Below are 23,621 nucleotides of genomic sequence, written 5' to 3' on the forward strand. Positions count from 1 at the left end.
TTTGAAGCTTTCCAGTCAAGCATCTACTTTTGCAGTGCTCTCAATATTATGACGGTGTTTGTGTTTATTACAAAAAAATAAACAACTTGTCTAAAACAAATCTAACAGCTTTATAAAAGAAGAGGCAATTTGATAGTAACGGTTGTCCCATTTACTGAATTGCTGCTGAGTGAAAATGAACCACCATGCAGCCTTACAATTTCTTTTACAATCGATATGCCTAGACCTGTCCCACCTGTAGATCTGCTTCTTGCTTTATCTGTACGGAAAAATCGATCCCCGATATGATCAAGATCATTTTTAGATATTTCATTTCCTTTATTATTCACTTGGAACAATAGCTTTTTGTTTTCTGCAATGAGGTTCAGTTTAATCATGCTTTGTTCAGATGAATATTTTATAGCATTATCTAAAAGGTTGTAGAAAACCTGCTGTATCCGTTTAGTGTCTCCATTGACAATGAGGTCTTCTTGAATATCTAATTCGATTTTCAACTGTTTTTCGGTTATACGGATATCAAAAAGAGCAAGAGTATCTAAAAATAGTTGGGCAATTGCCATAGGTTCTTCGTTCAGAATGTACATATTTTCTTGAAGATGGTCCAGTTCAATTACATCATAAATAAGCTTATTCAAACGATTTGTTTCATTTTCAATGGTCTTCAAATAATGTTGAGCTTCTTCAGGAGAGGTATAGATTTGTTGTTTTAATACTTGAGTATAGCCACTGATATAAGTTAAAGGGGTTCTCAGTTCGTGAACTACATTCGATAAAAACTCTTTTTTTCGAACTTCTTGCTCCTCTAACGACTGGCTCATTGAATTGAAAGCAAGAGCCAACTGACCAATCTCATCATCATTCGTATTCAGTAAGCGATTTGAATAATTGCCTTTTGAAACCTCTTTTGAAAATTCTTGAATCTCATTAAGCGGCTGAAACAGGGATCTTCGAATCTGATTAATCATAATAAAAAGAATAATGAAAAACATGGAACCAACAAGAACTAAAATAGGGAAACTTCCTTTAAACACTTCCTGAAGATCAGCTAAAGGGACATATATGTAAATGAAGCCTATAAGTCCGGTTTCGCCCATTATTGGGAATACCGCACCTACAATTTCCCGATTAAACTCCTTTACATAACCGTCCTTGATGATATAGTCCCCATTCTCTAAATGTTTACGATCCTCATCATTAATCAGAGCTTCATAGTTAACTTCATAAGGAAAATATGTCGTTAGTTCATCAATATTATCTACCACGATCACTTCATATTGAGATACAATATTATACCATTGGATTTTTTCGATGATTTCATCGCTAAGAGAACCGTAGTGGTAATGAGAAGCCGTCCTTTCTCCTTGATAAATAACAGATTCTTTAATGCTGTTAATGTACAGCTCCTTATATAGAAAATGAAGAAAGAAAAATGAGAACAGAATACTAAATAGGATACTGGCACCAATAAGAAATAAAACTTTTTGACTTAAATTTAACTTTTTGATTTTCAATGCCTACACCTCAAATTTATAGCCAACACCCCAGACTGTTTGAATGAGATAGGAATGTTCTTTTAATTTTAATCGTAATGTTTTAATGTGAGTATCGACTGTACGCCCTGTGCCACTGTAGATATTTCCCCATACAGATTCCAAGAGCTGTTCTCTTGTAAAAACGGTCCCATTGTTCTTAGCCAGTATGGAAAGCATTTCAAATTCTTTTAATGTTAATGACAGAGCCTTATTATTTATTGATGCTTTGTAAGCAAGTGCATCAAGAACCAGCGGTCCAACGGTTACTCTATCGTGTGATGTTGGAAGTTGTCTTGTCCTTCTTAATACAGATTCAATTCTTGCCAGTAGCTCACCTGGGTGAAATGGTTTCACAATGTAATCGTCTCCACCAAGTTTAAGTCCTTGAACTTTATCCCATTCCTCTCCTCTTGCGGATAAAAATATGAGAGGGATATTGTGATTCTTTTTCAATTCACTAGCAAATGAAAATCCGTCCATATAGGGCATCATAACGTCCACTAGTAGAAGATCAGGTTCTTTATTTTTTATCAACGTAAGAGCATCTATTCCATTTGAGGCTTCAATAACAGAATATCCCTCTTGGAGTAGAAATGTTTTTACTAATGCTCTCATTGTTTCTTCATCGTCTATAATCATCACAGTTATTCCATTCACGTTTTAAACCTCGCTTTTCCATTTCATATAACAGAAGTATTATACCTAGCTTATTAAAATAATGTGAAGTTTTTATGAGTTCCTGTTGAACTTCAATTTAAAATCTTGACTATAAAATAAATTATCTGGGAATTCACACATATTTCACATTTTGTTTCTATAATGAAACCTTGTAAGGGTAAATAGATAAATTCCGTTTAATCTTTCACATCTTAAAAAGGGGTGGTTACTTGTATTTGAAAACTTTGTTTAAAAGTCAGTTTATACGGAATACACGTATTTGCCTCGCTTTACAAAGTGAATCTAGATAAGAGCGAGATACTTAAACAATGAAAAGAATGAATTACATCATGTTTGTCCCCGTATTATCTGAGATGGGAAAATCAAAATAATTTAAGACGTTGAGCATCTTAATAAGGAGTGAATGGAATGTCTCAAAATGATCAAACTTTTGATCAGACGATTATTGGTGGAGGTCCAATAGGTTTATTTACCGCTTTTTATGCGGGAATACGGTAATTATCAGTGAAAGTTATTGAAAGTCTACCACAATTGGGGGACAGCTATCCGCGTTTTATCCTGAGAAATACATTTGCGACATCGCGGGTTTCCCAAAAGTGCGAGCGCAAGAGCTTATTGATAATTTATATGATAGCTTAAGAAAGCCCTAATCCAATGGAGGAAATCGAGCATAAAAATATAAAAAAACGGAATCATAAACTATATTTCATCTATTTATGTTATCAAATGTTATAAATGAACAATCAGAACCGTTTTTTACAATCTATCAAGAGCAGTTCAATTTATGATAATATACCACGGAAGCATAAGTATAGTATCTAAAAGGACAGGAATAGCAATGGATTCAAGGAGATATTAGCATGTCTAAAAAGATGATTGTAAACTTAGTTAAAAAAGAATGGAGCAGTCACATTTTTCTAAACGAACAATTAAAACATTTTTTAACATAGATAGAGCAAGTATCAAATTTGAGATTTTCGGATGTTTCCGTATTAAAAAATAAAAAGGAGCAAATCAAATGGAAGCAATAAAAATAGAGCAATCAAGTCATGAACAAGAAAAATCAACGAAAAAACGAACAAGGGCCTCCCTCTATCAGACGGTATGGAGGTGGCACTTTTATGCGGGTCTTATTTTTTCTCCATTTCTTATCATTCTAGCTTTTAGTGGCGGTGTCTATTTATTTAAACCACAAATTGAATCTGTACTTTATAAAGATGTATATTATGTTCAAGAAGAAGGTGCATCTACCGTAGCACCTTCTGCCCAAATAGAAAAAATAAAGGAAAACTATCCTGAAGCGACCATTACTTCATTTAAAACGTACGATGATTCTTCTCGCACAAATGAAATTGGCTTAATGGAGAACGAACAAGCTTTTTCTGTTTTTATCGATCCTTATAACGGGGAAATAACGGGTTCATTAAACAATGACGAAAAGTTAACGACGATATTCAAAAAGCTGCATAGTGAATTAATTGTTGGCGGTACATTTGCCAATCGGTTGGTGGAACTTGCTGCATGCTGGGCAGTCATATTGCTTATAACGGGATTATATATATGGTGGCCAAGAAATAAAGCCTCCATATGGGGGACCATCTTGCCGAGGTTTACAAAAAACCGTAGAATCTTTTGGCGGGATATGCATGCCGTTCCAGCATTCTGGTTATCTGCAGGGATTTTAATTTTAATTGCAACCGGACTCCCATGGTCGGGTGTGATGGGACAACAAATTCAAAAATTGGCGGTCGCACCTCCATTTGCATACGATTGGGGAGAAAAACCGGAATCCGTTACGTATACGGAAGATGTCGCAGAAGATGTTCCATGGGCAAATGAGAAATTACCCGTTCCTTCTTCATCAGTAGGTGAATATGTTCCTTTAACGCTGGAAGAAGTGACTCACATAGCAAGTAATGAAAACATTAAAAAGCCGTATACAATATCGTTTCCAGAAGGTGAAAAAGGAGTCTATACAATTTCACATTCAGAAACACCTCAAAACTTAGCCACTATACATGCGGATCAATACAGCGGGGCTATTTTGAGTGATGTTCGCTTTAATGATTTTGGATTCGGTGCAAAAATGGTGGAAGGTGGAATCGCTCTTCATGAGGGCCGGTTGTTCGGTTTAGCCAATCAAATTATCGGTCTCATCGTTTGTTTAGGTCTCATTGGTGTAGTAATTAGTTCGTTCATTATGTGGCGCAAACGAAAACCGGAAGGGAAATTAGGATCACCTGCCAAATCAAAAGATAAAAAGATTACGAGAACAGTATTCTTTATTATGTTAGCGATGGGCATCATTATGCCACTGGTAGGAATTTCTATTATTATTGTCTTTTTATTAGATCGTTTTGTCCTCCCAAAAATAAAACCATTAAAAGCGTGGACAAGTTAAGATAGCGGAGGGAAATATGTTGAATAAAATCATTTCAAGTATGGCATTGCTCTTTATTATGCTCTTCATTTCAGCATGTACAGGAAACACGGATTCAGCCGATGATACGACGACTCCTAAAGCAGTAGAAGTCGAGATTCTTTTGCCAGAAGAGATCTCTCTAAATGAAGAAAGTATATTGAAGGTTCGATTAACGCAAGATCAAGAAAACGTAGAAGATGCTGAAGATGTGCAATTTGAAATATGGAAAGCAAACAGTCAAGAAAAAAGTGAACTGGTTAAAGCGAAGTATGAAAAAGAGGGAATCTATAGTGTCAAAAAAACCTTTCAAGAAGATGGAATCTATTATGTTCAAACCCATGTGACAGCCCGCGGCATGCATGTCATGCCGAAGAAACAATTCGTTGTAGGAAATGTTTCGGAAGAGGAACTAAACTCCCTTAAAGAAGAACCTCAAACTCAAGGGGGGAGTCAGGGTCATAGTCATCATCATTAAATGACGGCAAACGATGAAGTGCTCCATGATTGGAACCTAAACAAAGATACAATGAAGAAAACATGATGTAGAGAACCGTTCATATTTGGAGAAGGCTGAAGAAGGTCAAAGTCATGGTTCTCATTAAAACAGTAGAGGGACCGGCTCCGTTTTCGGACGGTCCTTTTTTTCATTTTGATCATTGGTTCTTTTTAAAATAAAAAGAAGGAGGGGTCAGATGCTGCCAAGAGAACGACAACAACAGATTTTGTTATGGGTGGAAGAAGAGGGTGCTTTACGGGTTTCAGAAATTAGTAAGCGATTAGCTGTGTCTACAGCAACCATTTACAGTGACATCAAGCCATTAGTGAAGCAGCAGTTAATTTTAAAGTCATTGAATGGCATTTTTTACATTCCTAAGAAAACCCATGCATCCTCTTATGTTTGTTCGTATTGTAATAAACAATCAAATACGAGATTATCTGTTCAACTTATCAAATTAAATCAACGAATTGAGCATACATGCTGCGCGCATTGTGGCTTACTTCGATATCAACAAATAGAAAAAGAAGTCTCTCAAATTATTTGTTATGATTTTTTAAAGGATACAATGATCAGCGCCAGGATCGCCACATATGTAATAAATTCAGATATTCATCTTAATACTTGTCAACCACAGGTGATTATTTTTGACTCTATGAAAAAAGCGAAGCAATTTCAATCGGGATTTGGCGGAAGTATTCACAATTTTGAAGAAGCGATTCAAGTAATGCTAGAAGAAAAGAATGGTGATCGTTGTTGCCAGCCTCAAATAAAGAGAAGAGAATTGTACGCTAAGCATATTCAAACTTAAAAAGCCGAATTCCTATTAAGGATTCGACTTTTTTGTTTTTCTTGGAGAAAACATATATATTCTAAAGAACAATTTTAGAATTTATTATGTACATCTAGCATACATTCGAACTTGAACGTTTCTCTATTAGACAAGGGATCGTACAAACGATACAAAAAATATTAATTGTTGAAGATGATCATCAAACTAGTTCCTTACTCTTGTTTCATTACATGCTCTTATTATTTGTATTAATTTAATCAAGCTTTATTTTAAAGCGACAAAAATCACGATAACTTCTAATTATTTTGCTGCCAAAAGATATATCTCTCCAATTGCCTTACAATATTTTCTAGTTCATGTTCTTTTCCTATAAAGCCGAGTAAAGCATGAATAAGAACAGATTTAGGGTATTCGTTTGCTAGTTCTTCTTGAAGCAAAGCGATCGCATCGCTCAGCTCTGCTTTTCGGAAATTTGTTATAGAAAGCTCTTTGACTGTCGATAATAAGTTTTCAAGTAGACTTGTCCGATACTCTGCGATCGTGATCGATTCGCCTGTCATCTCACATTGCATATAATTGTTCATGATCGCATTTTGCAGAATCGGCTGTGTTTTCTTCTGTACGATACATGCGGCCATTTCTTCTATACGATCAACAATATAAAAGGCAATCTCTCTGACATTCAGCGGTTTGTTTTCAAATATCAACAGGAAAATAAATTCCCTCACGATCCCATTATACATGATAACCAAATCCCAAATATTCGGATCGACTTCTTCTCCAAGTAACCGAATCAAACCTTCCTTGGTAGATTTTAGGAGGTTTGCTCTTAAGCGAAGGAAGGACGGGGCAAAATGTCCTTTCGAGGCGTTCAGTTCTTTGATATCATGCATAATGAATTTATTGTTCAGGAAAAATTCGAAATGACATTCGGTCTCGAGAACAAATGCCTCCCGCAAGGATAGCGTTGCATCTGCTCGAATGCTTTCAATTTCAGTGTAAAAGGCCTTTTGCTGCGAATCGTGAAAAGCGATAAACAAATCTTCCTTCGATTGAAAAAATTTATATAATGACCCTTTAGCAATTCCACAATCATCTGCTATTTCTTGTATTGAAGTAGCCGCATAGCCATTCTTTGAAAAATGCCGTGTTGCGGATTCCATAATATTTTGTCTGATAATACTCAACATTTTTCATCCTTTCAAAAACAGATTGACATTGAACCGAAATAAAGTAGAATAAAACTTAACGTTTGACTATATGGTTTTTTAAAAAAACTATAAGTCAATATTAAAGCGTTCATAACTTTTCGTCAAGGAGAGGAACCAACTTATGTCAACAAAAAACACTACTACGGCAGCGCCTCAGCCTGAATTTTCAGTGAAGGCACTCGTTATGCCTCTTATGGCCGTAATCATCGGGATGATTATGGTTATTCTAGACAGCACAGTCGTTAATGTTGCTATTCCCAGTCTACAGGCGTACTTCAACACTTCGCTTAAAACGATCCAATGGACAATTACAGGTTATACCCTATCTTTGGCGGCTGTGATTCCCTTGGCTGGTTGGTTAACTGATAAGTTCGGGGCCAAGCAGGTTTTTCTGTCCACAATTGCTCTATTCACGCTCGGCTCGGTTCTTTGTGCTATCGCTCAGACTTCGGAACAGCTCGTTCTTTTCCGAGTTATTCAAGGGCTTGGCGGCGGAATGGTCTCTCCAATCGGAATGGCCATGATCTTTAAGCTCTCACCGCCTGATAAGAGAGGCTCTGTAATGGCTATGCTTGGTGTTCCCATGCTTCTCGCACCCGCTGCCGGACCGATTCTGTCAGGATGGCTCATTGGTCTCGCATCATGGCACTGGATATTCCTTATTAACCTGCCCATCGGTATTGCTGCATTGTTAGTGGGTATGAAATACTTGCCAATCATTGAGCGGCACAAAACTCCTGCCCTTGACATCTGGGGAATGATATTAGCACCAATCGCATTCTCCATGCTGGCATTCGGTATGAGTGAAGGCGGTTCGGATTGGACTTCTACCCGAACATTAACTGGATTAATCGTTGGGGGTGTCGCGCTTATCCTATTTATTATCGTGGAGCTTCGTCAGAAACAGCCGCTTCTTGAACTTCGCGTATTCGGCTCATCCGATTTCACAAGAGGTGTCATCTTAACTTGGATTTCTCAAATTGCGCTCATTGGTTCTATTTTGATGGTTCCCTTATTTTTACAAAATCTTCTAGGTTATACGCCATTGGAAAGCGGATTAACCACGCTACCGATGGCGCTTGCTTCTGTCGTGTTCATGCCAATCGGGGGCAAGCTATTTGATAAAGTGGGGGCCCGTCCGCTTGCCTTTGTCGGATTAATTATTATAACGGCCGCTTTATTCCTGTTATCCCAAGTCGACCTCGATACCTCAAGGACTACGATGATGCTGCCGCTAGCTATGATGGGAGCCGGTATGGGTTTATCGATGATGGCGCTCAATACACACGTATTGAATTCCGCTCCACGCAGACTCGTTAGCCGGGTAACACCGCTTACCACAGCTACCCAGCAGGTCGTGATGTCGTTCGCCATCGCCGGATTAACAGGTTTTTTAACTTCTAGAACAACCCACTATATGGCAGAAGCAGGAGCCAACGCCAACTTGGCCCAAAGCTCCGCATCCGCATTTGGTGATATCTTCTTTCTTACCGCCTGTGTCGCCGCCTGCGGTGTACTCATGAGCCTCACCCTGCGTAAACCACGTTTGAAGGATGATCATGAAGGGGATGGAACAGAAGAAAAGCCGGATGCAACGATGATGATGGGGCATTAAACCTTATACTTACCAATAAAGAAAGGATTGAGCAGATTAAACTGTTCAATCCTTTCTTTATTGGTAAGTTACGTTGGAATATGGGCTGATACTGCATCAAGCAGAGGACCCCAAATGGAAAGAGACGGGTTTATCACTGAAAAAGAATATGTGAAAGCAGAATTTATCTTGATTAAAACGCAGGTGGGGTAACTGAAAATAATACAACTGCATTTTGACTAAAATTATTTTCCCATTTATGTTTCAAATTTGCTGGTATTTTCACACTATCACCAGCTTCTAATAGATATTCTCCTTCACCTAAATACACCTTAATTTTTCCTTCTAAAATAAATGCTACTTCCTCTCCTCTATGTTCTAGAAGTTTCTCTGACGAAGAAGTATTCGAGGGAACATTCATAATCGCTGTTGCCAAATTACCCGTAAAATCAGGTGATAATAACTCATAAGACAAATTATCAATGATCATTTTCTTACGTTTACTGGACCTTACTATTAAATCCTCCGTATTTGTTTCTTCAAGTAAAAAACTAAAAGTTGGAACATTTAGGGTTTTAGCTAAGACCTTTAGGGTTTGAATAGAAGGATTCGCCAAACCTCGTTCAATTTGGCTTAACATTGAAGGTGTAATTTCAGCTAATTTTGCTAACTCTCTATTACTCAATCCTCTAGCCTTTCTGTATTTTTCAACTTTCTTACCAATATCTATATTTTCCATAATCGATACTCCTTAATGAAATGTTAAATTTAATTTAAATAAAGTAAATACAAATTAACATAAAGATAATTCTGTGTTAAACTATATTAAAATTTATTAAATTATAATTTATAAAGCAACTTACTACAAGAAAATTAGGAGGATTAGACAAATGAAGGAGATTGAAAGCAAAGATATACAAACATGGAAAGATCAATATCCTTTACTAAACAAGCTCATTTCGATGGAGGAAGTATTTTGGATTAATCCTAATATGGGAAAATTTCAAACAGGAATTAAAAAATCCCCCCTTACTCAAGAGGATGTAAAGGATGCAGAGGAAAGGTTGATACGTTTTGCTCCATATATCGCCAAGGTTTTCCCTGAAACAAAAGGAACGAATGGTATCATAGAATCTCCTCTAGTGAGAGTTCCTTCCATGAAACAATCCTTAGAGCAGGATTATCAACAACCTATATTAGGAGAATTATTACTAAAATGTGATAGCCACCTTCCTATATCAGGATCTATTAAAGCAAGAGGCGGGATTTATGAAATTCTCAAACATGCAGAAGAATTAGCTTTTCAACATCAATTGTTAACGATTCAAGATGATTATTCGATTTTAGATAGTGATAGGTTTCGAACCTTCTTCTCACAATATTCAATCGCAGTAGGCTCGACTGGAAATTTAGGACTTAGTATTGGCATCATCAGTGCAAAGTTAGGTTTTAATGTTTCTGTTCATATGTCAGCCGATGCAAAACAATGGAAAAAAGACTTGCTTAGAAGCAAAAATGTCAAAGTTGTTGAATATGAAGCTGATTATAGTAAAGCAGTAGAGGAAGGTCGAATCCAAGCAGATAGTGACCCAACATGTTATTTTGTAGATGATGAAAATTCTCACGACCTATTTTTAGGATATGCAGTGGCTGCATCTCGATTGAAGAAACAACTAGAAGAGCTAGAGATAACAATAGATGAAAATCATCCTTTGTTTGTTTACCTTCCATGTGGAGTTGGTGGTGGTCCTGGAGGCGTAGCTTTTGGGTTGAAATTATTGTATCAAGACCATGTTCACTGTTTCTTTGCAGAACCTACCCACTCACCATGTATGTTACTCGGTTTAATGACTGGACTTCATGATAAAGTTACTGTACAAGATGTTGGTATCGATAATGTAACAGACGCGGATGGACTTGCTGTAGGAAAGCCATCTGGATTTGTGGGTAAAACTATAGAACCTTTTTTAAGTGGTAATTATACGGTTAGTGACGAACAATTGTATAAGTTGCTAAAGACACTAGTCGATACAGAGGGGATTCATTTAGAACCTTCTGCACTAGCAGGCATGATAGGACCAATGAAATTATGTAAAGAGGGAACCGATTATTTACTAAAGCATAATTTAACAGAAAAAATGAGCAAGGGTACACATATTATTTGGGGGACTGGTGGAAGCATGGTTCCTGAAGAAGTGATGACGCAATATTATCAAAAAGGATTGAAATTAACTAAGGAGGGGTCAAATTAAATTGTTTCATTCAAATTATCAAACTTTGTTAAAAATATAATTTTTGATGAAAAAGATTTATACTCAAGTTTTTTATATTTTTGAAAAGTTTGATTGACAACTCAAATTAATGAATGTAGAATTACATACAATTAAATAAACTATTAGCAATGATTGGAAATATTAAAAGGGAACAGTAAGCTTATCAGAGAGCCGATGGTTGGTGAGAATCGGTAGTTATTGCCCTTTGAACTCGTCCAAGAGCTACTCCCTGAACTATGAAAGTAAGGGTTGTCGGTTTTCTACCGTTATGAAGATAGGTGGTGATAGCCACCGAAAATGAGTGGATTAATTATTGATTAATCAATTAGAGTGGTACCGCGAGCAATGCCTCGTCTCTATATTTTTATAGAGACGGGGCTTTTTTTATACATTAATATAACAAAGGAGTGTTTCTGAAATGACGAGAAAAATTTGGGTGTTTGATACGACTTTAAGAGATGGAGAGCAAGTTCCAGGGGCTAAGTTGAATCTCTATGAAAAACTAGAAGTAGCACAGCAACTTAAGAAGTTAAAAGTCGATATTATCGAAGCTGGTTTTCCTGCGTCTTCAGCTGGTGATTTTAATGCTGTGAAAGAAATTGCCATGAAAGTCGGAAATACAGAGGATACTATCATCACAGCATTAGCAAGAGCAGTAAAAGCTGACATTGATGCCGTTTATAATAGTGTGAAATATGCTGAAAAACCGTTAATCCATATAGTTTTAGGTACTTCGGACATTCACGTAGAAAAGAAATTTGGGAAATCGAAAACTCAAATTTTAGATATCGGTGTGGATGCAGTAAAATATGCAAAAACATTTCTACCGGATGTGCAATATTCAACAGAAGATGCGTCTCGCTCCGATTTTGAATACTTATGGGCAACGATTAAAGCTGTTGTAAAAGCAGGGGCGACCATTATTAATGTACCCGATACAGTTGGCTATGCCGAGCCAGAAGAATTTGGTGAACTAATCTTTAAATTAAATGACCGATTGAAAAATGTGAATGATAAAGTGCTTTTAAGTGTCCATTGTCATAATGATCTTGGTATGGCAACTGCCAATACATTAGCTGCGATTAAAAATGGTGCGGATAAAGTTGAATGTACTATTAATGGGATTGGTGAACGTGCAGGTAATGCTGCACTAGAAGAAGTTGTGATGGCGATTAATACGCGTTCATCAGTCTATAAAGCGTGCACAAACATTAATACAAAAGAAATCATGAATACATCCAGGTTGGTAAGTAGTTTTATGGGACTTGATGTACAAGTAAATAAAGCTATTACAGGAGATAATGCCTTTGCTCATTCTTCAGGTATACACCAAGATGGTTTGTTGAAATCAAGAGATGCTTATGAAATCATTAGCCCAATTGAAGTCGGTTTAGACGATATGGAACTTGTTTTAACAGCTCGTTCTGGTCGTCATGCGGTGAAAAATGCGCTTGAGAAATTAGGTTTTAATCAGTTAACCGATACACAATTTGAAGGGATATTTGAAGATTTCCTTGAATTAGCAGATGCGAAAAAAGAAGTATATAATCATGATTTATATGTCATTGTTGAGAACTATTACGCAAAACATGATATCTATAATCAAGATATGACGCACTATAGTGATAATTTCTATGAACTAATGGACTTGCAAGTGATTAGTAATACCAATTTCCCATCTGCAAGTGTGAAAATTAAAAAGGGCGATCAAATATTGAAAAGCAGTGCAGTCGGTTCTGGACCGATTGATGCTTTGTATTCTGCTCTTACAGAAATTAGTGATTTAGATATTAAATTGATTGAATATAATATTAGCAGTGTCTCAAGAGGTAAGGAAGCATTAGGGAAAGTGAAGATTCAAGTGGAATACAGAGGAGAAAAATATATTGCCAAAGCAACAGACACGGATATTATGAAAGCAAGTGCATTAGCTTATATCAATGCTATAAACAGTATTGTAGTTGCTAAATTACTTCCGGTTGAATAAGCATCCAAAAAGAGCTCGTCGAACATGAGGAGACATCCATTCATGTGAAGCGATTGCCAAGTTCGAGACGGGTGCAAGAACGTTTCCGAAGAGCTTGTATCCAATTTTAAAGCGACTAAATAGAGCGCAAGGCTCAATTATGCGTTGATTAAGCGTGCTCGGCGAAGCGTACTGAAAGCCACTGGCCAGCGAGAAAACCGTTGGATGGCCGATGATGTAAACCATCCATAAGCCCCCACCCTTAAGCATGAGCGTAGGTGGCGGGAGTTGACTAAAGAAATTAATGTAAGAGTTTATTGAATTACTTTAATGTCTTTGAGAAAGGTGTTTTAAAGCTTCACGCTTGCTAAGTGGTTTTAATCGGTGTTGAGAAACAAAAAGTTTTACGCTAGAGGGGCGAGTTTTTGCATATTCACGCAGTACCCAACCGATTGCCTTTTGGACAAAGAATTCATCGCTAGTTGCTCGTCTTAAGATGTATCGGAATAGGAGTTTTTCATCCGTTTCATCTTTGTAATAAAGTTGATACAATATTGCTGCTCTTTGTAACCAAATATTCTCATCTTCTATCCACTGTTCGGAATATTGAGGAATGAGTTTAGGATAAGTTGAAAACATGTATCCCATGAGGTGAGGGGAAAGTACATCTACTGTATCCCACCAAGATTTACTTATAATTAAAGTGGCTAACCAAGGCATATCATCTGGGCAGAGATTCTTTTTCGCCTTTTCGAGAATATCAAGGGCTGCTTTTTGGTATTCCCGCTCTGGAAGGTTCCAAAGGATAAGAATGACATCTTCTAGTTTATCTTTTGGGGGTAATCCGTGTTCTTTCAGAAACTGTTTAGTCAATGTTCTTCGAATTGGCGTTCGTATACCTAGAAAAACAAATTGGTTCCTCAAATAGTTTTTAGACCATTCAGCGTATTTCACATCAGTATGTTGGGAATATAAACTAATTAGTGCTTGAATATAAGAATTCATAAGTACCTCCATAAAATAATAAATGCTTTGTAAGATGACTACTATTAAACTTGATAGCCATGGAAATCAAAATTAATATATGGATAATATTGATCATTTTATCACACCAGAACTATTCAATGACAAGGAGATGTTCAGGTGAAAAAAGTCAACGTTTAATTGATTTACAAAGTAAAAAGATCCCTGTTAAGGGATTCATGACAATCTATTATGATTTTTGTTTATAGAATTCTATTAATTCTTGAATAGAACTTACTATTCCTTCGAATTGAAATGCAAATAATGACAAAGCTGACAAAGAGAAAAAAATAATAGGGATTAGACGAAACCAATGCATTTTATTCCCTCCGTTTCTAAGTGATGATAAGAATATAATCCTGAATTAGACGTTTATCAAGTTTAAAGATGGTGAAAATCAGTCCGGAAATTAACTTAGACAGTCTAAGGAGGAGTAACCATGAGCATTACACAGGAAAATTGGGAATACGAAGTAAATCGAACAAAAGAGATGTTGGAAGTTTATAGAACAATCCCTCTGGGTTTTTCGGAGCGACACATAGAGCCCAAATAATCGCTCGGTACGAAAATGGAGAACGTTCAAAGGATTTATACGAAGCACTTGAGAGTATCGAGTAATTCATAGTTCGACGAGTATCGATCACAATTAATGACATATGTAGGGAGAAGAAAAGAGCTAATCAACCTCTCTTCTTCTTAGATGATTATATTCTTCTTAATGATTATATTCCGATATGTATTTCTTATTACTTCCTTTTTACCTGAGATCGATCGAAAGGCAACATAAAAAAGTTAGAAGAAGCACTTGAAAGCGTTTGGGTCTATAAGCAGATCGGCTTTGTTAGACGAGAAATGAAAGTGACCCTCGCACATACCCTACGTTATCAAGACCTATTTTGTGGGTAATTCTGCGGAAGAGACAGCTATATGGAATGCTGAGAAGGAATAAGAAGTCGAGAACTTAGAAATCAATTTCGATCGTGCTTTACATTGTCTTTCCAGAATGGAGCGGGCAATCATTCAAAAAAGATATTTGGAATGAAGACGCATTTGATTATATGATCCAGAGCGAATTAGGAATGAGCGTAAGAACCTACGGACGAGTGAAGTCCAGAGCATTTTACAAGCAGGCATTCATGCTGCGAATGGAAGTGTTAAAGGAAGAACAAAGTTGATGACAGACTTTTGGCCACATAATGGCAAGCGTTTTGTTATCGGGGTGATGTTATGTTAGTAGAGAAGTATAAGGAATTCAAGAAAAGCGTTGTTTGCATCGACTCTCACGTTCCAACGTGGGGGATAAGATGCAAGGAGCGCCTTTTTAAATATCTCTTTTAAACTGAATCTGATAAGCCTTCATGTAAGGATTTTTGTTTAATATATATATCTTGTAGGACAAAGTCCGTAAAAACAAAGGGCGGGGGTAGAGGATGAAGAGATGGTTTTTGGTAATAGTTGTTGGAATACTAAGTGCGTGTTCGTCTGATGAAGAGAGGTTTGTACAAGAGGTTTTTCCGGAAGAAGTATCAGCAATTATTGAAGAACCATCAGAAGAAGAGCTAGCTGAACTAATGAGAGAAGAAGCTGAACCTGCAGTTTTTACCGCGTTGAATATTGATAAGCCGCCGGTAGACAAAAAGGTGACAGCAACGGGTGAAGTCACAAGGGTGACAGAACCAGGTATGATGGGTACATTTTCTCTTTCGACGGATGACGGAACGTATACAATCATGAACTTGACTAAAACAGAAGTGGAAGAAGGAAGTAAGGTTACTATTTATGGAGTTGTTGCTGTTGAGAAAGCAGCAGATGGAACACCAACTATTAATGCAGTCATTATTGAATAGTATAAGTAAGCATACCTCAGTTACCCTTAAGGGGCTGGGGTTTTTCTGTTGTGCTGAAACGTGACAATGAGCAGACAAGAAAAGGAGTGAAGGGCATGAAGAAGTGTCAGAAATGCATATGGCTCATAAAAGCGGGTGACAGGGCTTCGTGTCCTTTCATAAAATATGTAAAAGCGGAGGGATGGAAAGCACATGTTGCCAAACAAAGTGAAGATCGGCGGGATTGAATATATGGTTAAAGAAGTAGAGGGCATGGAAGGAGAATTCGATCTTTTAGGGCAGATACTCTATACAAGAGGAACCATCAAAGTGGATGCCGACTTAGCGGCAGACAGAAAAGAACAGGTGCTGGTACATGAAATCCTGCATGGTGTTTTCTTTGAAGCGGGGATTGAAGAACAGGATGAGGATATGATCAACCGTGTTGCGATTATTCTGCATCAAGTATTGAAGGACAACGATTTACGATTTAATGATAAAAACGTCACATGACAAGGCTAAATAATCTTCTGCATGCCACACTTACGGCATTCACGTAAGAAGATGGCATCCTTATAAAAATAATTTAAACAAAATGACAATTGAATAAATAACCTAACAGAAAAATCGGGGGCACTGAATGAACGTACAAGCTGCGTTTGTTTGGTGTCCTTTTTAAACTTCTTTTTTACCTGAGATCGACAGGAGAGCGACACCTGCTTATACTCCGCATAGGAATCTACTGCAAAATATACCGCACGATTAACTCATTAGCGCATTTAATAATTAAAAGGTGAAGAATAGCGAATGGGTACACAGAGCGGTGAGAAGCATGAAGAAATGTTGGCATCGTATCTGGTTAAGACGTAGTGGAGATAAAGCGTTATGTCTGCATAAAAAAATGTGTGAAAGCAGAGGAGTGGACATCTTGGAATTCGAAGAAAAATGGCGGCTTAAAAACGGAGGATACAACAAACAAGAATTAGTGGAATTATTTATGAAAGATCTGCCGGATATTAAAGAGTTTGTAATCATCTGCGAATATAGAAGCGGAGAGATCGGTGGATATAACTCAACAAGCGATGGACTGCGCCAGATCGGGATGCTTGAAACGGCAAAAGTAATGGTAATGGATAATCAGGGAGAAGAGTAACGGAACAATCTAGAAGCAGGTAAACAAAAATAAAACTCCATCAAAGGATAGGGTCAAAGATGATTCCTTTATTGTTTTCGTATACGACGTAGGTTTCATTAGTAGTATGGTCAATTCATTTACTTCAGTTATCGTATTTACCAATGAAGGACAATACACTTTTGACTATCTTTTTTGTCTACATTATCTAACCTCCTCGTTAATATTAGGGAGACTATACTACATCAGTAAAAAGGTGTAAGAATCCGTATGGTTTACAGAAGGATCTTTTTTGTCGGACAGCAGCCGTATAGATGAAAAGGCAAAATAAGCGCTATCTTTGCGGTAGCGTTTTTTTATCAGTAAGGGGTTTGTCCAGACGATCTGCTCAAGCGATTGTCGGTATTTGAGGAATAATTATTGGAGGATAAAAGCTCTTTTTTTCAAGATATTAAGGGAAAGGAAAAACAAATATTAGATTCATGTTGAACTAAGGCTAAAAGATATTGAACATTAGTGCCGTGATAGTTTGACGGAAGAGGAAAATGCCCCCCTTTTTTACATATGAGATTGTTATCAAGCGAAAAGAGAAACCCAATCGTTAAAGAAATAAGTTTTCGATGTTTTATGAATATTTTTCGAAAAATAGGAAACCATTAATGAGAATAAACGCGGAGAGGGGGGATTAAGATGAAACATAAAAAACATATTTTTGCGCTTATGTCGATGATTCTATCAGCAGGATTTTTGTTCGGCTGTAATGGTGTTGACGAAGATGAGCCAGATCCAAGTGAAGAACCATCAGAGCAACGGGAAGACAATGCTCAATAAATGTTTATTGAAAAATGGTATTAATACGTACTTCAACATCGTTCAAAATAGAACGGTGTTTTTTTATTTGGTTTAAAAAGTTCTGATAATCAGACTGTATAGGAGGGATAAGTAAAAAAGGTGAATCCGCGTTTTGAAGATTTCCTTTTTGATTGGTCAACTCAGATTGAAGATCAACGCGCCATTGAGTGCAATTTTGAAATGATTCAGATCGCACAACAGGTATTTTAACAACGGGCTCTTGTTTAGGAGCCCGTTGTTCTTTTTTCTCCGAATTATAGCCACTATCAATCTCTCGCTTTTTTAATAAATTAACAGTATATTTCTACTTTCCTATAGAAAAGAGGGGATTTTACATATTGCATTCGATAAATATCAACAATTATAATATTCTCGCTAGCTCCTGGGACTTTTTCTATAGAGATGGGGTGAATAACTTACCTCGCTTATCCTTCGTGGGAGACAGAGAGTTTTCAGCTATAGGAAGAAGAATAGAGAAGCTAGTTCCTTTGCCTATCTCGCTTTTTACTATAACTTCCCCTCGCATCGTTTTAATAATACTATAGGCAACCATTGTACCCAGCCCAGTGCCAATATCTTTTGTCGTGAAAAAGGGACTACCTAAACGTTCGAGTTGTTCCTCATCCATCCCGATACCTGTATCTGTCACAGTGATCATGGCATTGTCTACAACACGTCGCAACTCAATTAGTAATTTTCCTCCTAGGGGCATGGATTCAATGCCATTTTTCACGACATTTATAAGACACTGATGAAGCTTTTGATCTTCACCGGCAATATAGATATCTTCTTCAAGTCGTACTTCAATTTGTACATTATTCATAGCGGCATAAGGATCAATGAAATTTTCGATGTATATTAGTTCTTTGTGTAGATCCAATATCTTTATGTTTTCTAATGAAGGTTTTGCAAAGGTGAGGTAATCAGTAATCGTAGATTCTGCTTGATCTAAAGCATCGATTGCAATGTCTATATAACCAATCTTCTTTTCATCTGTAAGATCGGGATCTTTTAATAATTGAAGAAATCCCTTTGTCACAGTCAATGGATTGCGCACTTCGTGAGAAATACTTGCTGCAAGTTCACTGACTGTCTTTAGTTTTTCAAGCTTGCCTATTTCATTCTCAAGAGTGACATCCCTTCTTGCTTTTTCGTTAAAAATCACAAAAAACGTGCTCCCTATTGATTGAAGGAATAAGGTGAAAATAAAAAACTCGATGTATTCTATAACAGTTTCTTCTGATAAAAATAGAATCATCATTGCCATTATAGATAATACTCCAAATAAAGAAGCTAACACGGCAAGGTATACTTTTTTTCTTATATTCACGGCGTTTTTGAAAAAGGGAATAATAAAACATAATAAAATGAGAAACAGAAAATAGATAAATAGAGCTATATGAAAGTTAGACATATCTAAATAAAAGCGATATGTCAGCGTAGTCAACACTAATATAACGGCAACCCTGCGCCCTCCATATAATGCCCCCACAATTAAAGGAACTGGAGAGAAATCAATGGTTTGCTCTTCAAAATATGTCAAAGGAAAGCTCATACAAAAAATAATCGATATTCCAGAGGCAAGAGTAATTATGGCTTCATTTGTTAATTGATTCTTATTTCTTTCAATGAACTTGAAATATAGAGTGAAACAAATATAAACTAAGAAAATATTTAACAAAAAGGTCTGAGTGTTATCAAATATGGCATTCATTTATTAGCTCCATTCTCATTTAATATCACCTTCACAACATCCTTGTCTGTTCCCGGCGCCCAGAAGAGAGGGCTTCATACAGCCCCTCGTTCTCGGAAAAAGTACGAATAGGGAAAGGCTGCTGTAGGGAGGGAAGAGATCTTTTAGTTCTTATAAGCCCAATGACCTTTATCGCGATCATGACTCATTCAATTTGCAACACAAATTGCTTGGTGACGGGTTAGTCATGGAGACTCAGTAAAGCGCTTAAGCAGAACGATTTGGCTATACGCTCATTCAGCAGCCAGATTCTTATGGCAGACAGCTTTATGATAACTGTTGATTACTTACAGACGATTTATTATGATTGATCCTCAAGAAAACCATAAGTACTTTTTAATCCTGTTTGAGCAATACCAGTACTGGACGTATAAGAAGCACTTTCTTTTAGAAAATCACCTACCTTTTTAACAACAGATGGGGTCATATCACTAATCCAATTTATCCTGTCGCACGGCAATTGATAACCTTATCACACTAATGTACATGTATAATGAAAAAACTTGGTATGTTGGTAGAGTAAGTACACGCCGCAGCGTGCTCATAATGCATAACTAATATTTCTTTCTATCTTCCTACAAAAAAAGGGAGAATTCTACACTTTTCCTTCGACAAATAATTACAAATAGAGGAAGCTGAGGAAAAAATAGAATCTTTTTCTTTTATCCATAATCAACCATAGCGCGTTGTATTAGCCAACGCTCCAGACGTTTTTCAGCAAACAAGATTTGTGATCGTTGAAAACCAAAATAAAAAGAATACCCTTTTTTCGGAGCATTCCTAAAATATCGAATTAAAAAAAGCGGCTGTATTTACTTCATACAGTCGCCCAAGATTGGATTGGTGGCTACAGCAGGGGGAGGAGGCAAAAGCAAAAGCAAAAGCTAGATTAATTCAAAAAGGTTTTACGGATAATAGGTTGCTTCCTAGCAGTCAGTATCCGCCACACATGTAAGATGCGCCAACGATGATTAATAAAATGAACAAGACAACAACTAGCGCAAAGCCAGAGCCGTATCCACCAGATTTTTCGCAACTCATAATTATCACCTCTTTCTAAATATAGTATGAAAAAATACAGCCGTATCTTGTGCGAGTGGCTCTAAAAAACAAAAAGAATTATTTGCAACGATTGCAGCCATGTGCTGGATTCATGTTATTTTGTGCTGGATTCATGTAATTCTGTGCTGGACTCATGTTATTTTGTGCTGGACTCATGTTATTTTGTGCTGGATTCATGTAATTCTGTGCTGGATTCATGTGACATTGTGATGGATCCATATAGCCTGGATCTACGACGACGTTTCTTGTCATAGGCTGATAAATATGACGAGGAACGTTAACAATATGCTGCCGATTAACATTCACGATTGGGTGAATAACAGGAACCTCGCGTTTAATGTAGGAATCATGAAATACACACTTTGGGGGACAGATTATTGGTCTAACGTGACGATGCATCTAAAACACCTCCTTGTTTACTATAGTAGATGCACCTCACAGTAACTTGGAAACGGACAGACATCACGGGTGAGATTTTAAATTTTCTATAAATGAGATAAACCTAATACAGGAAGCTACCTGCTCTTTCGAAAAGAAGGCGAATATTGTGTTGGGATTTATGAGTATTGGCAGTGACATGAATTAAAAGTGGAAATATGGAAAGGATGGAAGGTATGAACATGACCCTATTAATTATCGTTGGTATTTTTCTAGCAAAGGGAGTTGCAGCGCCATTGACGAAACAACAGAATGGCGGCATGATAAAAGAAAATGACGAATATCGTCGAATGATGAAAAAATGGTGTGAAGATGGGCATGACAACAAAACGTATCCGCGCGAGTTAGATGAATGGTGGAAGAAAAAAATCAGAATAGAGGATTTTTAAACAAAATGAGGAGTGAAGCACAATGAAGCTTGAAAAATTATTTAATATGCAAAGGGTATTAGATGAAAGAATCGAGATGGAGCACCCGCCGGTAGATGGGGAAGATCGGTTTCAGAAGAAAATACTCGCGCTGCAGGTAGAAATAGCGGAGGCGGCGAATGAATGGCGCGGATTTAAATTTTGGAGTAACAATCAGAAACCAAACGTTATCCAATATGACCACGATGGAACGCCACACTATCCGCTCTTAGAAGAATTCGTAGACGGTTTACATTTTATTTTAGGCATTGGGGTAGATCACCATAATGAACATATAGAAAATTACAATTACCAACCGGTTAAAAGAACTGATGTGGATACGATTGAAGAAAGATTCTCCTATCTCATGTCAGATGTAAATGCAGTGAATAACAGTTACGATTACATCTGCTACTTCAATAATTTCATCGAACTTGGACAAGCGCTCGGATTTACGTGGGAGCAAGTAACAGAAGCGTATTTGAGTAAGAATTCGATTAATCACGCCAGACAGGATTCAGGCACGTACTAATAGATAGAGAAACAAAGATCTGGACGATATTTAAATAAACTGTAACCTGTAACTTGAGTAGATAACATGTCATTTTTCCTGTGTGATTTTGTTTGTTAAACATAATAGAAAGAATCATAAGATATTTTCTAATGAATGGTGTTTTAAAAAATTGATATTAAGACAAGGGTATTATACGATGACATAAGAATGATTTGGGAGAGAGAAGAAGTGCGGGAGACAATGTATTTCTTATTAAGGGGGGAATTCGATTTAAATGAAGGCGTTGAAGATACTCTTGAGTGTTGGAATTACTGTTATTGCCTTGGGATGGGGTGTCTACTATTATGGCACGAAAATAGCTTCAGACAAAGTAATGGATCAAGTAGCAGCGCAACTTAAAAATAGTGGTGAAATCGAAAAAATCAAGCAACAAATTAATAATGATCCTGAATTACAAAAGTTCGTTGCCGAGGGAGCAAATGCGGACAATTCCACGTTGCCATTTGAAACGAAAGAAGAAGCCACTAGGGAATTAGTTAAAAAATTCAAAGTGAGTGAACTACAAGAAATTCAGTCAAGCGTTCAAGGCGGACTTACAGCTGAAAAGAAACAAGAATTATTAAATACGCTTGAAAGTAAATTAACTGAAGAAGAGATATTAGCGTTAAAAGTGTTAGCTTATAAGGAACTGAATAAATAAACTGAATAAATAAGATGATAAAAGCAAACTAAAGTTTGCTTTTTTATATGGCGATAGAACTTAAGGCTGAGGAATTTAGGGTTATTATTTTGATGTGAAAATGTTGAATTTTATTTTTTGTGCTATGATACGGGACTACAGTTACTTGATTTGAAAAGGGATGGGTTTCACGCGTGTCCAATTGATTCAAGTCCACAACAAGAAAAGCCTCGGTACTCATGAGAGCACCGAGCAATGAGCTTTATTTCATAGAAAAGTATATTTCATTTCCTATATCGGCTGCAAATCTAGCAGCGGCTTTTTCATTTACATACTTCAAGTTAGAGTACAAGCTAATGATAAATGAATATTTTTCACGAGAAGTAGTAAGCAGACATAGCATGGCGTTTAAAGAAATAAGAAAATCAAGATAATCATTTGCAGTTCCTTTATAAAGCACTTGAAAAGGGAGCCCAACAGACCGTTCTCTCGTATAAAATTTTATACAGCCTGCGGGCGTTTCAGAAATGATCGTTCTATACTCTTGCGGATTATGTTCCAGCCTATCAACTGTGCAGAGTTCTTTAGCAGACTGAGTTAACTCCTCAAGGGATTTATTGCAAAATAACTCCTTGTATCCTTCCACGTCTAATACATCATCATGGAGATGTCTCCAAAAAATAATTAAATGACTCAACAAACCACCTCTTTAACTATCTTTGTGTATGAAATATGTTCGACGCGCAGTAGCTTATTCCTTTTTAATATTCAAAATAGTATGAATATTAAAGCGAAATAAAGAGTTTTGTTTCCATGAAATTTCTTGTGTAAGGCCTAAGTATATTAAAAGCCCATTCTTAAACAGGTACTTTGGGACTGACCCCATAGAGTGAGACAAATAAAAACACCTTTCAGTTGAAAAACGGGTATGGACTACCTAAAACAACTTGGAGGTGTTTTTTCTGTGGGC

Annotated in this window: 22 protein-coding genes, 1 pseudogene and 1 other annotated feature; of the genes and pseudogenes, 14 read left to right on the plus strand and 9 right to left on the minus strand. The window is 36.9% G+C overall.

Annotation, left to right across the window (positions count from 1 at the left end; translation table 11 throughout):
• Positions 1 to 110: 110 nt before the first annotated feature.
• Positions 111 to 1,511 (minus strand): sensor histidine kinase, encoded by a 1,401-nt coding sequence (locus AWH49_RS03735; protein ID WP_063964689.1) that lies wholly within the window; start codon positions 1,509 to 1,511, stop codon positions 111 to 113.
• Positions 1,512 to 1,514: 3 nt separating this feature from the next.
• Entirely contained in the window at positions 1,515 to 2,171 is a 657-nt protein-coding gene (locus tag AWH49_RS03740) for a response regulator transcription factor (RefSeq protein WP_082862660.1), read from the minus strand.
• Positions 2,172 to 2,618: 447 nt separating this feature from the next.
• Between AWH49_RS03740 and AWH49_RS18930 the strand changes: the two are divergent.
• The 4 genes and pseudogenes from AWH49_RS18930 to AWH49_RS03755 all read left to right on the plus strand — a co-directional run.
• Positions 2,619 to 2,854 (plus strand): annotated as a pseudogene (locus tag AWH49_RS18930) (NAD(P)-binding protein); the annotation flags it as partial.
• Between the two features lie 374 nt (positions 2,855 to 3,228).
• A complete protein-coding gene (locus AWH49_RS03745) occupies positions 3,229 to 4,611 on the plus strand; it encodes a PepSY-associated TM helix domain-containing protein (protein ID WP_063964691.1) in 1,383 nt (460 codons plus the stop codon).
• 16 nt (positions 4,612 to 4,627) lie between these two features.
• On the plus strand, positions 4,628 to 5,107 hold the full coding sequence (locus tag AWH49_RS03750) for a FixH family protein (protein WP_063964692.1): 480 nt from the start codon (positions 4,628 to 4,630) through the stop codon (positions 5,105 to 5,107).
• A gap of 217 nt (positions 5,108 to 5,324) precedes the next feature.
• Entirely contained in the window at positions 5,325 to 5,939 is a 615-nt protein-coding gene (locus AWH49_RS03755) for a DeoR family transcriptional regulator (protein WP_063964693.1), read from the plus strand.
• 278 nt (positions 5,940 to 6,217) lie between these two features.
• Here the strand turns inward: AWH49_RS03755 and AWH49_RS03760 are convergent, their stop codons facing one another.
• Positions 6,218 to 7,108: a TetR/AcrR family transcriptional regulator gene (locus tag AWH49_RS03760; protein WP_063964694.1), complete on the minus strand. Its 891-nt coding sequence runs from the start codon at positions 7,106 to 7,108 to the stop codon at positions 6,218 to 6,220.
• 145 nt (positions 7,109 to 7,253) lie between these two features.
• Here AWH49_RS03760 and AWH49_RS03765 point away from each other — a divergent pair, with 145 nt between their 5' ends.
• Entirely contained in the window at positions 7,254 to 8,747 is a 1,494-nt protein-coding gene (locus tag AWH49_RS03765) for a DHA2 family efflux MFS transporter permease subunit (protein ID WP_063964695.1), read from the plus strand.
• Between the two features lie 172 nt (positions 8,748 to 8,919).
• Here AWH49_RS03765 and AWH49_RS03770 read toward each other — a convergent pair whose 3' ends face one another.
• Entirely contained in the window at positions 8,920 to 9,465 is a 546-nt protein-coding gene (locus tag AWH49_RS03770) for a helix-turn-helix domain-containing protein (protein ID WP_034284963.1), read from the minus strand.
• Between the two features lie 151 nt (positions 9,466 to 9,616).
• Between AWH49_RS03770 and AWH49_RS03775 the strand changes: the two genes are divergently transcribed.
• Both AWH49_RS03775 and AWH49_RS03780 read left to right on the plus strand, forming a co-directional pair.
• The gene (locus AWH49_RS03775) at positions 9,617 to 10,978 is read left to right on the plus strand and encodes a D-serine ammonia-lyase (protein WP_063964696.1); all 1,362 of its coding nucleotides are present in this window, start codon (positions 9,617 to 9,619) and stop codon (positions 10,976 to 10,978) included.
• 140 nt (positions 10,979 to 11,118) lie between these two features.
• Positions 11,119 to 11,360 (plus strand) — a binding site (T-box leader).
• 57 nt (positions 11,361 to 11,417) lie between these two features.
• Entirely contained in the window at positions 11,418 to 12,986 is a 1,569-nt protein-coding gene (locus AWH49_RS03780; RefSeq protein ID WP_034284959.1) for a 2-isopropylmalate synthase, read from the plus strand.
• Positions 12,987 to 13,292: 306 nt separating this feature from the next.
• Here AWH49_RS03780 and AWH49_RS03790 read toward each other — a convergent pair whose 3' ends face one another.
• The gene (locus tag AWH49_RS03790) at positions 13,293 to 13,970 is read right to left on the minus strand and encodes a DNA alkylation repair protein (RefSeq protein WP_063964698.1); all 678 of its coding nucleotides are present in this window, start codon (positions 13,968 to 13,970) and stop codon (positions 13,293 to 13,295) included.
• A 1,448-nt stretch (positions 13,971 to 15,418) separates the two neighbouring features.
• Here AWH49_RS03790 and AWH49_RS03800 point away from each other — a divergent pair.
• From AWH49_RS03800 to AWH49_RS20275, 4 genes are all read left to right on the plus strand, one after another.
• Entirely contained in the window at positions 15,419 to 15,835 is a 417-nt protein-coding gene (locus AWH49_RS03800) for a hypothetical protein (protein ID WP_063964699.1), read from the plus strand.
• 192 nt (positions 15,836 to 16,027) lie between these two features.
• Positions 16,028 to 16,327 carry a Rossmann-fold NAD(P)-binding domain-containing protein gene (locus AWH49_RS03805; RefSeq protein WP_018392753.1) on the plus strand — a complete coding sequence of 100 codons (300 nt, stop codon included), beginning with the start codon at positions 16,028 to 16,030 and terminating at the stop codon, positions 16,325 to 16,327.
• A gap of 415 nt (positions 16,328 to 16,742) precedes the next feature.
• Entirely contained in the window at positions 16,743 to 16,967 is a 225-nt protein-coding gene (locus AWH49_RS03810; RefSeq protein WP_018392754.1) for a hypothetical protein, read from the plus strand.
• Between the two features lie 669 nt (positions 16,968 to 17,636).
• Positions 17,637 to 17,777: a hypothetical protein gene (locus tag AWH49_RS20275; protein ID WP_169815969.1), complete on the plus strand. Its 141-nt coding sequence runs from the start codon at positions 17,637 to 17,639 to the stop codon at positions 17,775 to 17,777.
• Between the two features lie 415 nt (positions 17,778 to 18,192).
• Here AWH49_RS20275 and AWH49_RS03815 read toward each other — a convergent pair whose 3' ends face one another.
• The 3 genes from AWH49_RS03815 to AWH49_RS20630 all read right to left on the minus strand — a co-directional run bounded on the left by AWH49_RS03815 (position 18,193) and on the right by AWH49_RS20630 (position 21,012).
• Positions 18,193 to 19,512 (minus strand): ATP-binding protein, encoded by a 1,320-nt coding sequence (locus AWH49_RS03815; protein WP_063964700.1) that lies wholly within the window; start codon positions 19,510 to 19,512, stop codon positions 18,193 to 18,195.
• A gap of 972 nt (positions 19,513 to 20,484) precedes the next feature.
• The gene (locus AWH49_RS18935; protein ID WP_018392758.1) at positions 20,485 to 20,592 is read right to left on the minus strand and encodes a YjcZ family sporulation protein; all 108 of its coding nucleotides are present in this window, start codon (positions 20,590 to 20,592) and stop codon (positions 20,485 to 20,487) included.
• A gap of 78 nt (positions 20,593 to 20,670) precedes the next feature.
• Positions 20,671 to 21,012 (minus strand): hypothetical protein, encoded by a 342-nt coding sequence (locus AWH49_RS20630; protein ID WP_063964701.1) that lies wholly within the window; start codon positions 21,010 to 21,012, stop codon positions 20,671 to 20,673.
• Positions 21,013 to 21,233: 221 nt separating this feature from the next.
• Here AWH49_RS20630 and AWH49_RS03825 point away from each other — a divergent pair, with 221 nt between their 5' ends.
• The 3 genes from AWH49_RS03825 to AWH49_RS03835 all read left to right on the plus strand — a co-directional run bounded on the left by AWH49_RS03825 (position 21,234) and on the right by AWH49_RS03835 (position 22,672).
• Positions 21,234 to 21,440: a hypothetical protein gene (locus AWH49_RS03825; RefSeq protein ID WP_157723660.1), complete on the plus strand. Its 207-nt coding sequence runs from the start codon at positions 21,234 to 21,236 to the stop codon at positions 21,438 to 21,440.
• Positions 21,441 to 21,462: 22 nt separating this feature from the next.
• Positions 21,463 to 21,990 carry a dUTP diphosphatase gene (locus AWH49_RS03830; RefSeq protein ID WP_063964702.1) on the plus strand — a complete coding sequence of 176 codons (528 nt, stop codon included), beginning with the start codon at positions 21,463 to 21,465 and terminating at the stop codon, positions 21,988 to 21,990.
• Positions 21,991 to 22,246: 256 nt separating this feature from the next.
• A complete protein-coding gene (locus AWH49_RS03835; protein ID WP_063964703.1) occupies positions 22,247 to 22,672 on the plus strand; it encodes a hypothetical protein in 426 nt (141 codons plus the stop codon).
• Positions 22,673 to 22,913: 241 nt separating this feature from the next.
• Here AWH49_RS03835 and AWH49_RS03840 read toward each other — a convergent pair whose 3' ends face one another.
• Positions 22,914 to 23,348: a hypothetical protein gene (locus tag AWH49_RS03840; RefSeq protein WP_063964704.1), complete on the minus strand. Its 435-nt coding sequence runs from the start codon at positions 23,346 to 23,348 to the stop codon at positions 22,914 to 22,916.
• Positions 23,349 to 23,621 lie beyond the last annotated feature (273 nt).

The organism is Domibacillus aminovorans, assembly GCF_001643235.1.
In the GTDB taxonomy this organism is placed as follows: Bacteria; Bacillota; Bacilli; order Bacillales; family Domibacillaceae; genus Domibacillus; species Domibacillus aminovorans.

What these genes read in the sequence shown, in the direction of transcription:
- AWH49_RS03830 (WP_063964702.1), top strand. Translation starts at nt 21,463, where the DNA reads ATGAAGCTTGAAAAATTATTTAATATGCAAAGGGTATTAGATGAAAGA.
- AWH49_RS03780 (WP_034284959.1), top strand. Translation starts at nt 11,418, where the DNA reads ATGACGAGAAAAATTTGGGTGTTTGATACGACTTTAAGAGATGGAGAG.
- AWH49_RS03750 (WP_063964692.1), top strand. Translation starts at nt 4,628, where the DNA reads ATGTTGAATAAAATCATTTCAAGTATGGCATTGCTCTTTATTATGCTC.
- AWH49_RS03765 (WP_063964695.1), top strand. Translation starts at nt 7,254, where the DNA reads ATGTCAACAAAAAACACTACTACGGCAGCGCCTCAGCCTGAATTTTCA.
- AWH49_RS20630 (WP_063964701.1), bottom strand. Translation starts at nt 21,012, where the DNA reads ATGCATCGTCACGTTAGACCAATAATCTGTCCCCCAAAGTGTGTATTT.
- AWH49_RS03740 (WP_082862660.1), bottom strand. Translation starts at nt 2,171, where the DNA reads ATGATTATAGACGATGAAGAAACAATGAGAGCATTAGTAAAAACATTT.
- AWH49_RS18935 (WP_018392758.1), bottom strand. Translation starts at nt 20,592, where the DNA reads ATGAGTTGCGAAAAATCTGGTGGATACGGCTCTGGCTTTGCGCTAGTT.
- AWH49_RS20275 (WP_169815969.1), top strand. Translation starts at nt 17,637, where the DNA reads ATGAAACATAAAAAACATATTTTTGCGCTTATGTCGATGATTCTATCA.
- AWH49_RS03815 (WP_063964700.1), bottom strand. Translation starts at nt 19,512, where the DNA reads ATGAATGCCATATTTGATAACACTCAGACCTTTTTGTTAAATATTTTC.
- AWH49_RS03755 (WP_063964693.1), top strand. Translation starts at nt 5,325, where the DNA reads ATGCTGCCAAGAGAACGACAACAACAGATTTTGTTATGGGTGGAAGAA.
- AWH49_RS03770 (WP_034284963.1), bottom strand. Translation starts at nt 9,465, where the DNA reads ATGGAAAATATAGATATTGGTAAGAAAGTTGAAAAATACAGAAAGGCT.
- AWH49_RS03825 (WP_157723660.1), top strand. Translation starts at nt 21,234, where the DNA reads ATGACCCTATTAATTATCGTTGGTATTTTTCTAGCAAAGGGAGTTGCA.
- AWH49_RS03800 (WP_063964699.1), top strand. Translation starts at nt 15,419, where the DNA reads ATGAAGAGATGGTTTTTGGTAATAGTTGTTGGAATACTAAGTGCGTGT.
- AWH49_RS03775 (WP_063964696.1), top strand. Translation starts at nt 9,617, where the DNA reads ATGAAGGAGATTGAAAGCAAAGATATACAAACATGGAAAGATCAATAT.
- AWH49_RS03805 (WP_018392753.1), top strand. Translation starts at nt 16,028, where the DNA reads ATGTTGCCAAACAAAGTGAAGATCGGCGGGATTGAATATATGGTTAAA.
- AWH49_RS03745 (WP_063964691.1), top strand. Translation starts at nt 3,229, where the DNA reads ATGGAAGCAATAAAAATAGAGCAATCAAGTCATGAACAAGAAAAATCA.
- AWH49_RS03790 (WP_063964698.1), bottom strand. Translation starts at nt 13,970, where the DNA reads ATGAATTCTTATATTCAAGCACTAATTAGTTTATATTCCCAACATACT.
- AWH49_RS03835 (WP_063964703.1), top strand. Translation starts at nt 22,247, where the DNA reads ATGAAGGCGTTGAAGATACTCTTGAGTGTTGGAATTACTGTTATTGCC.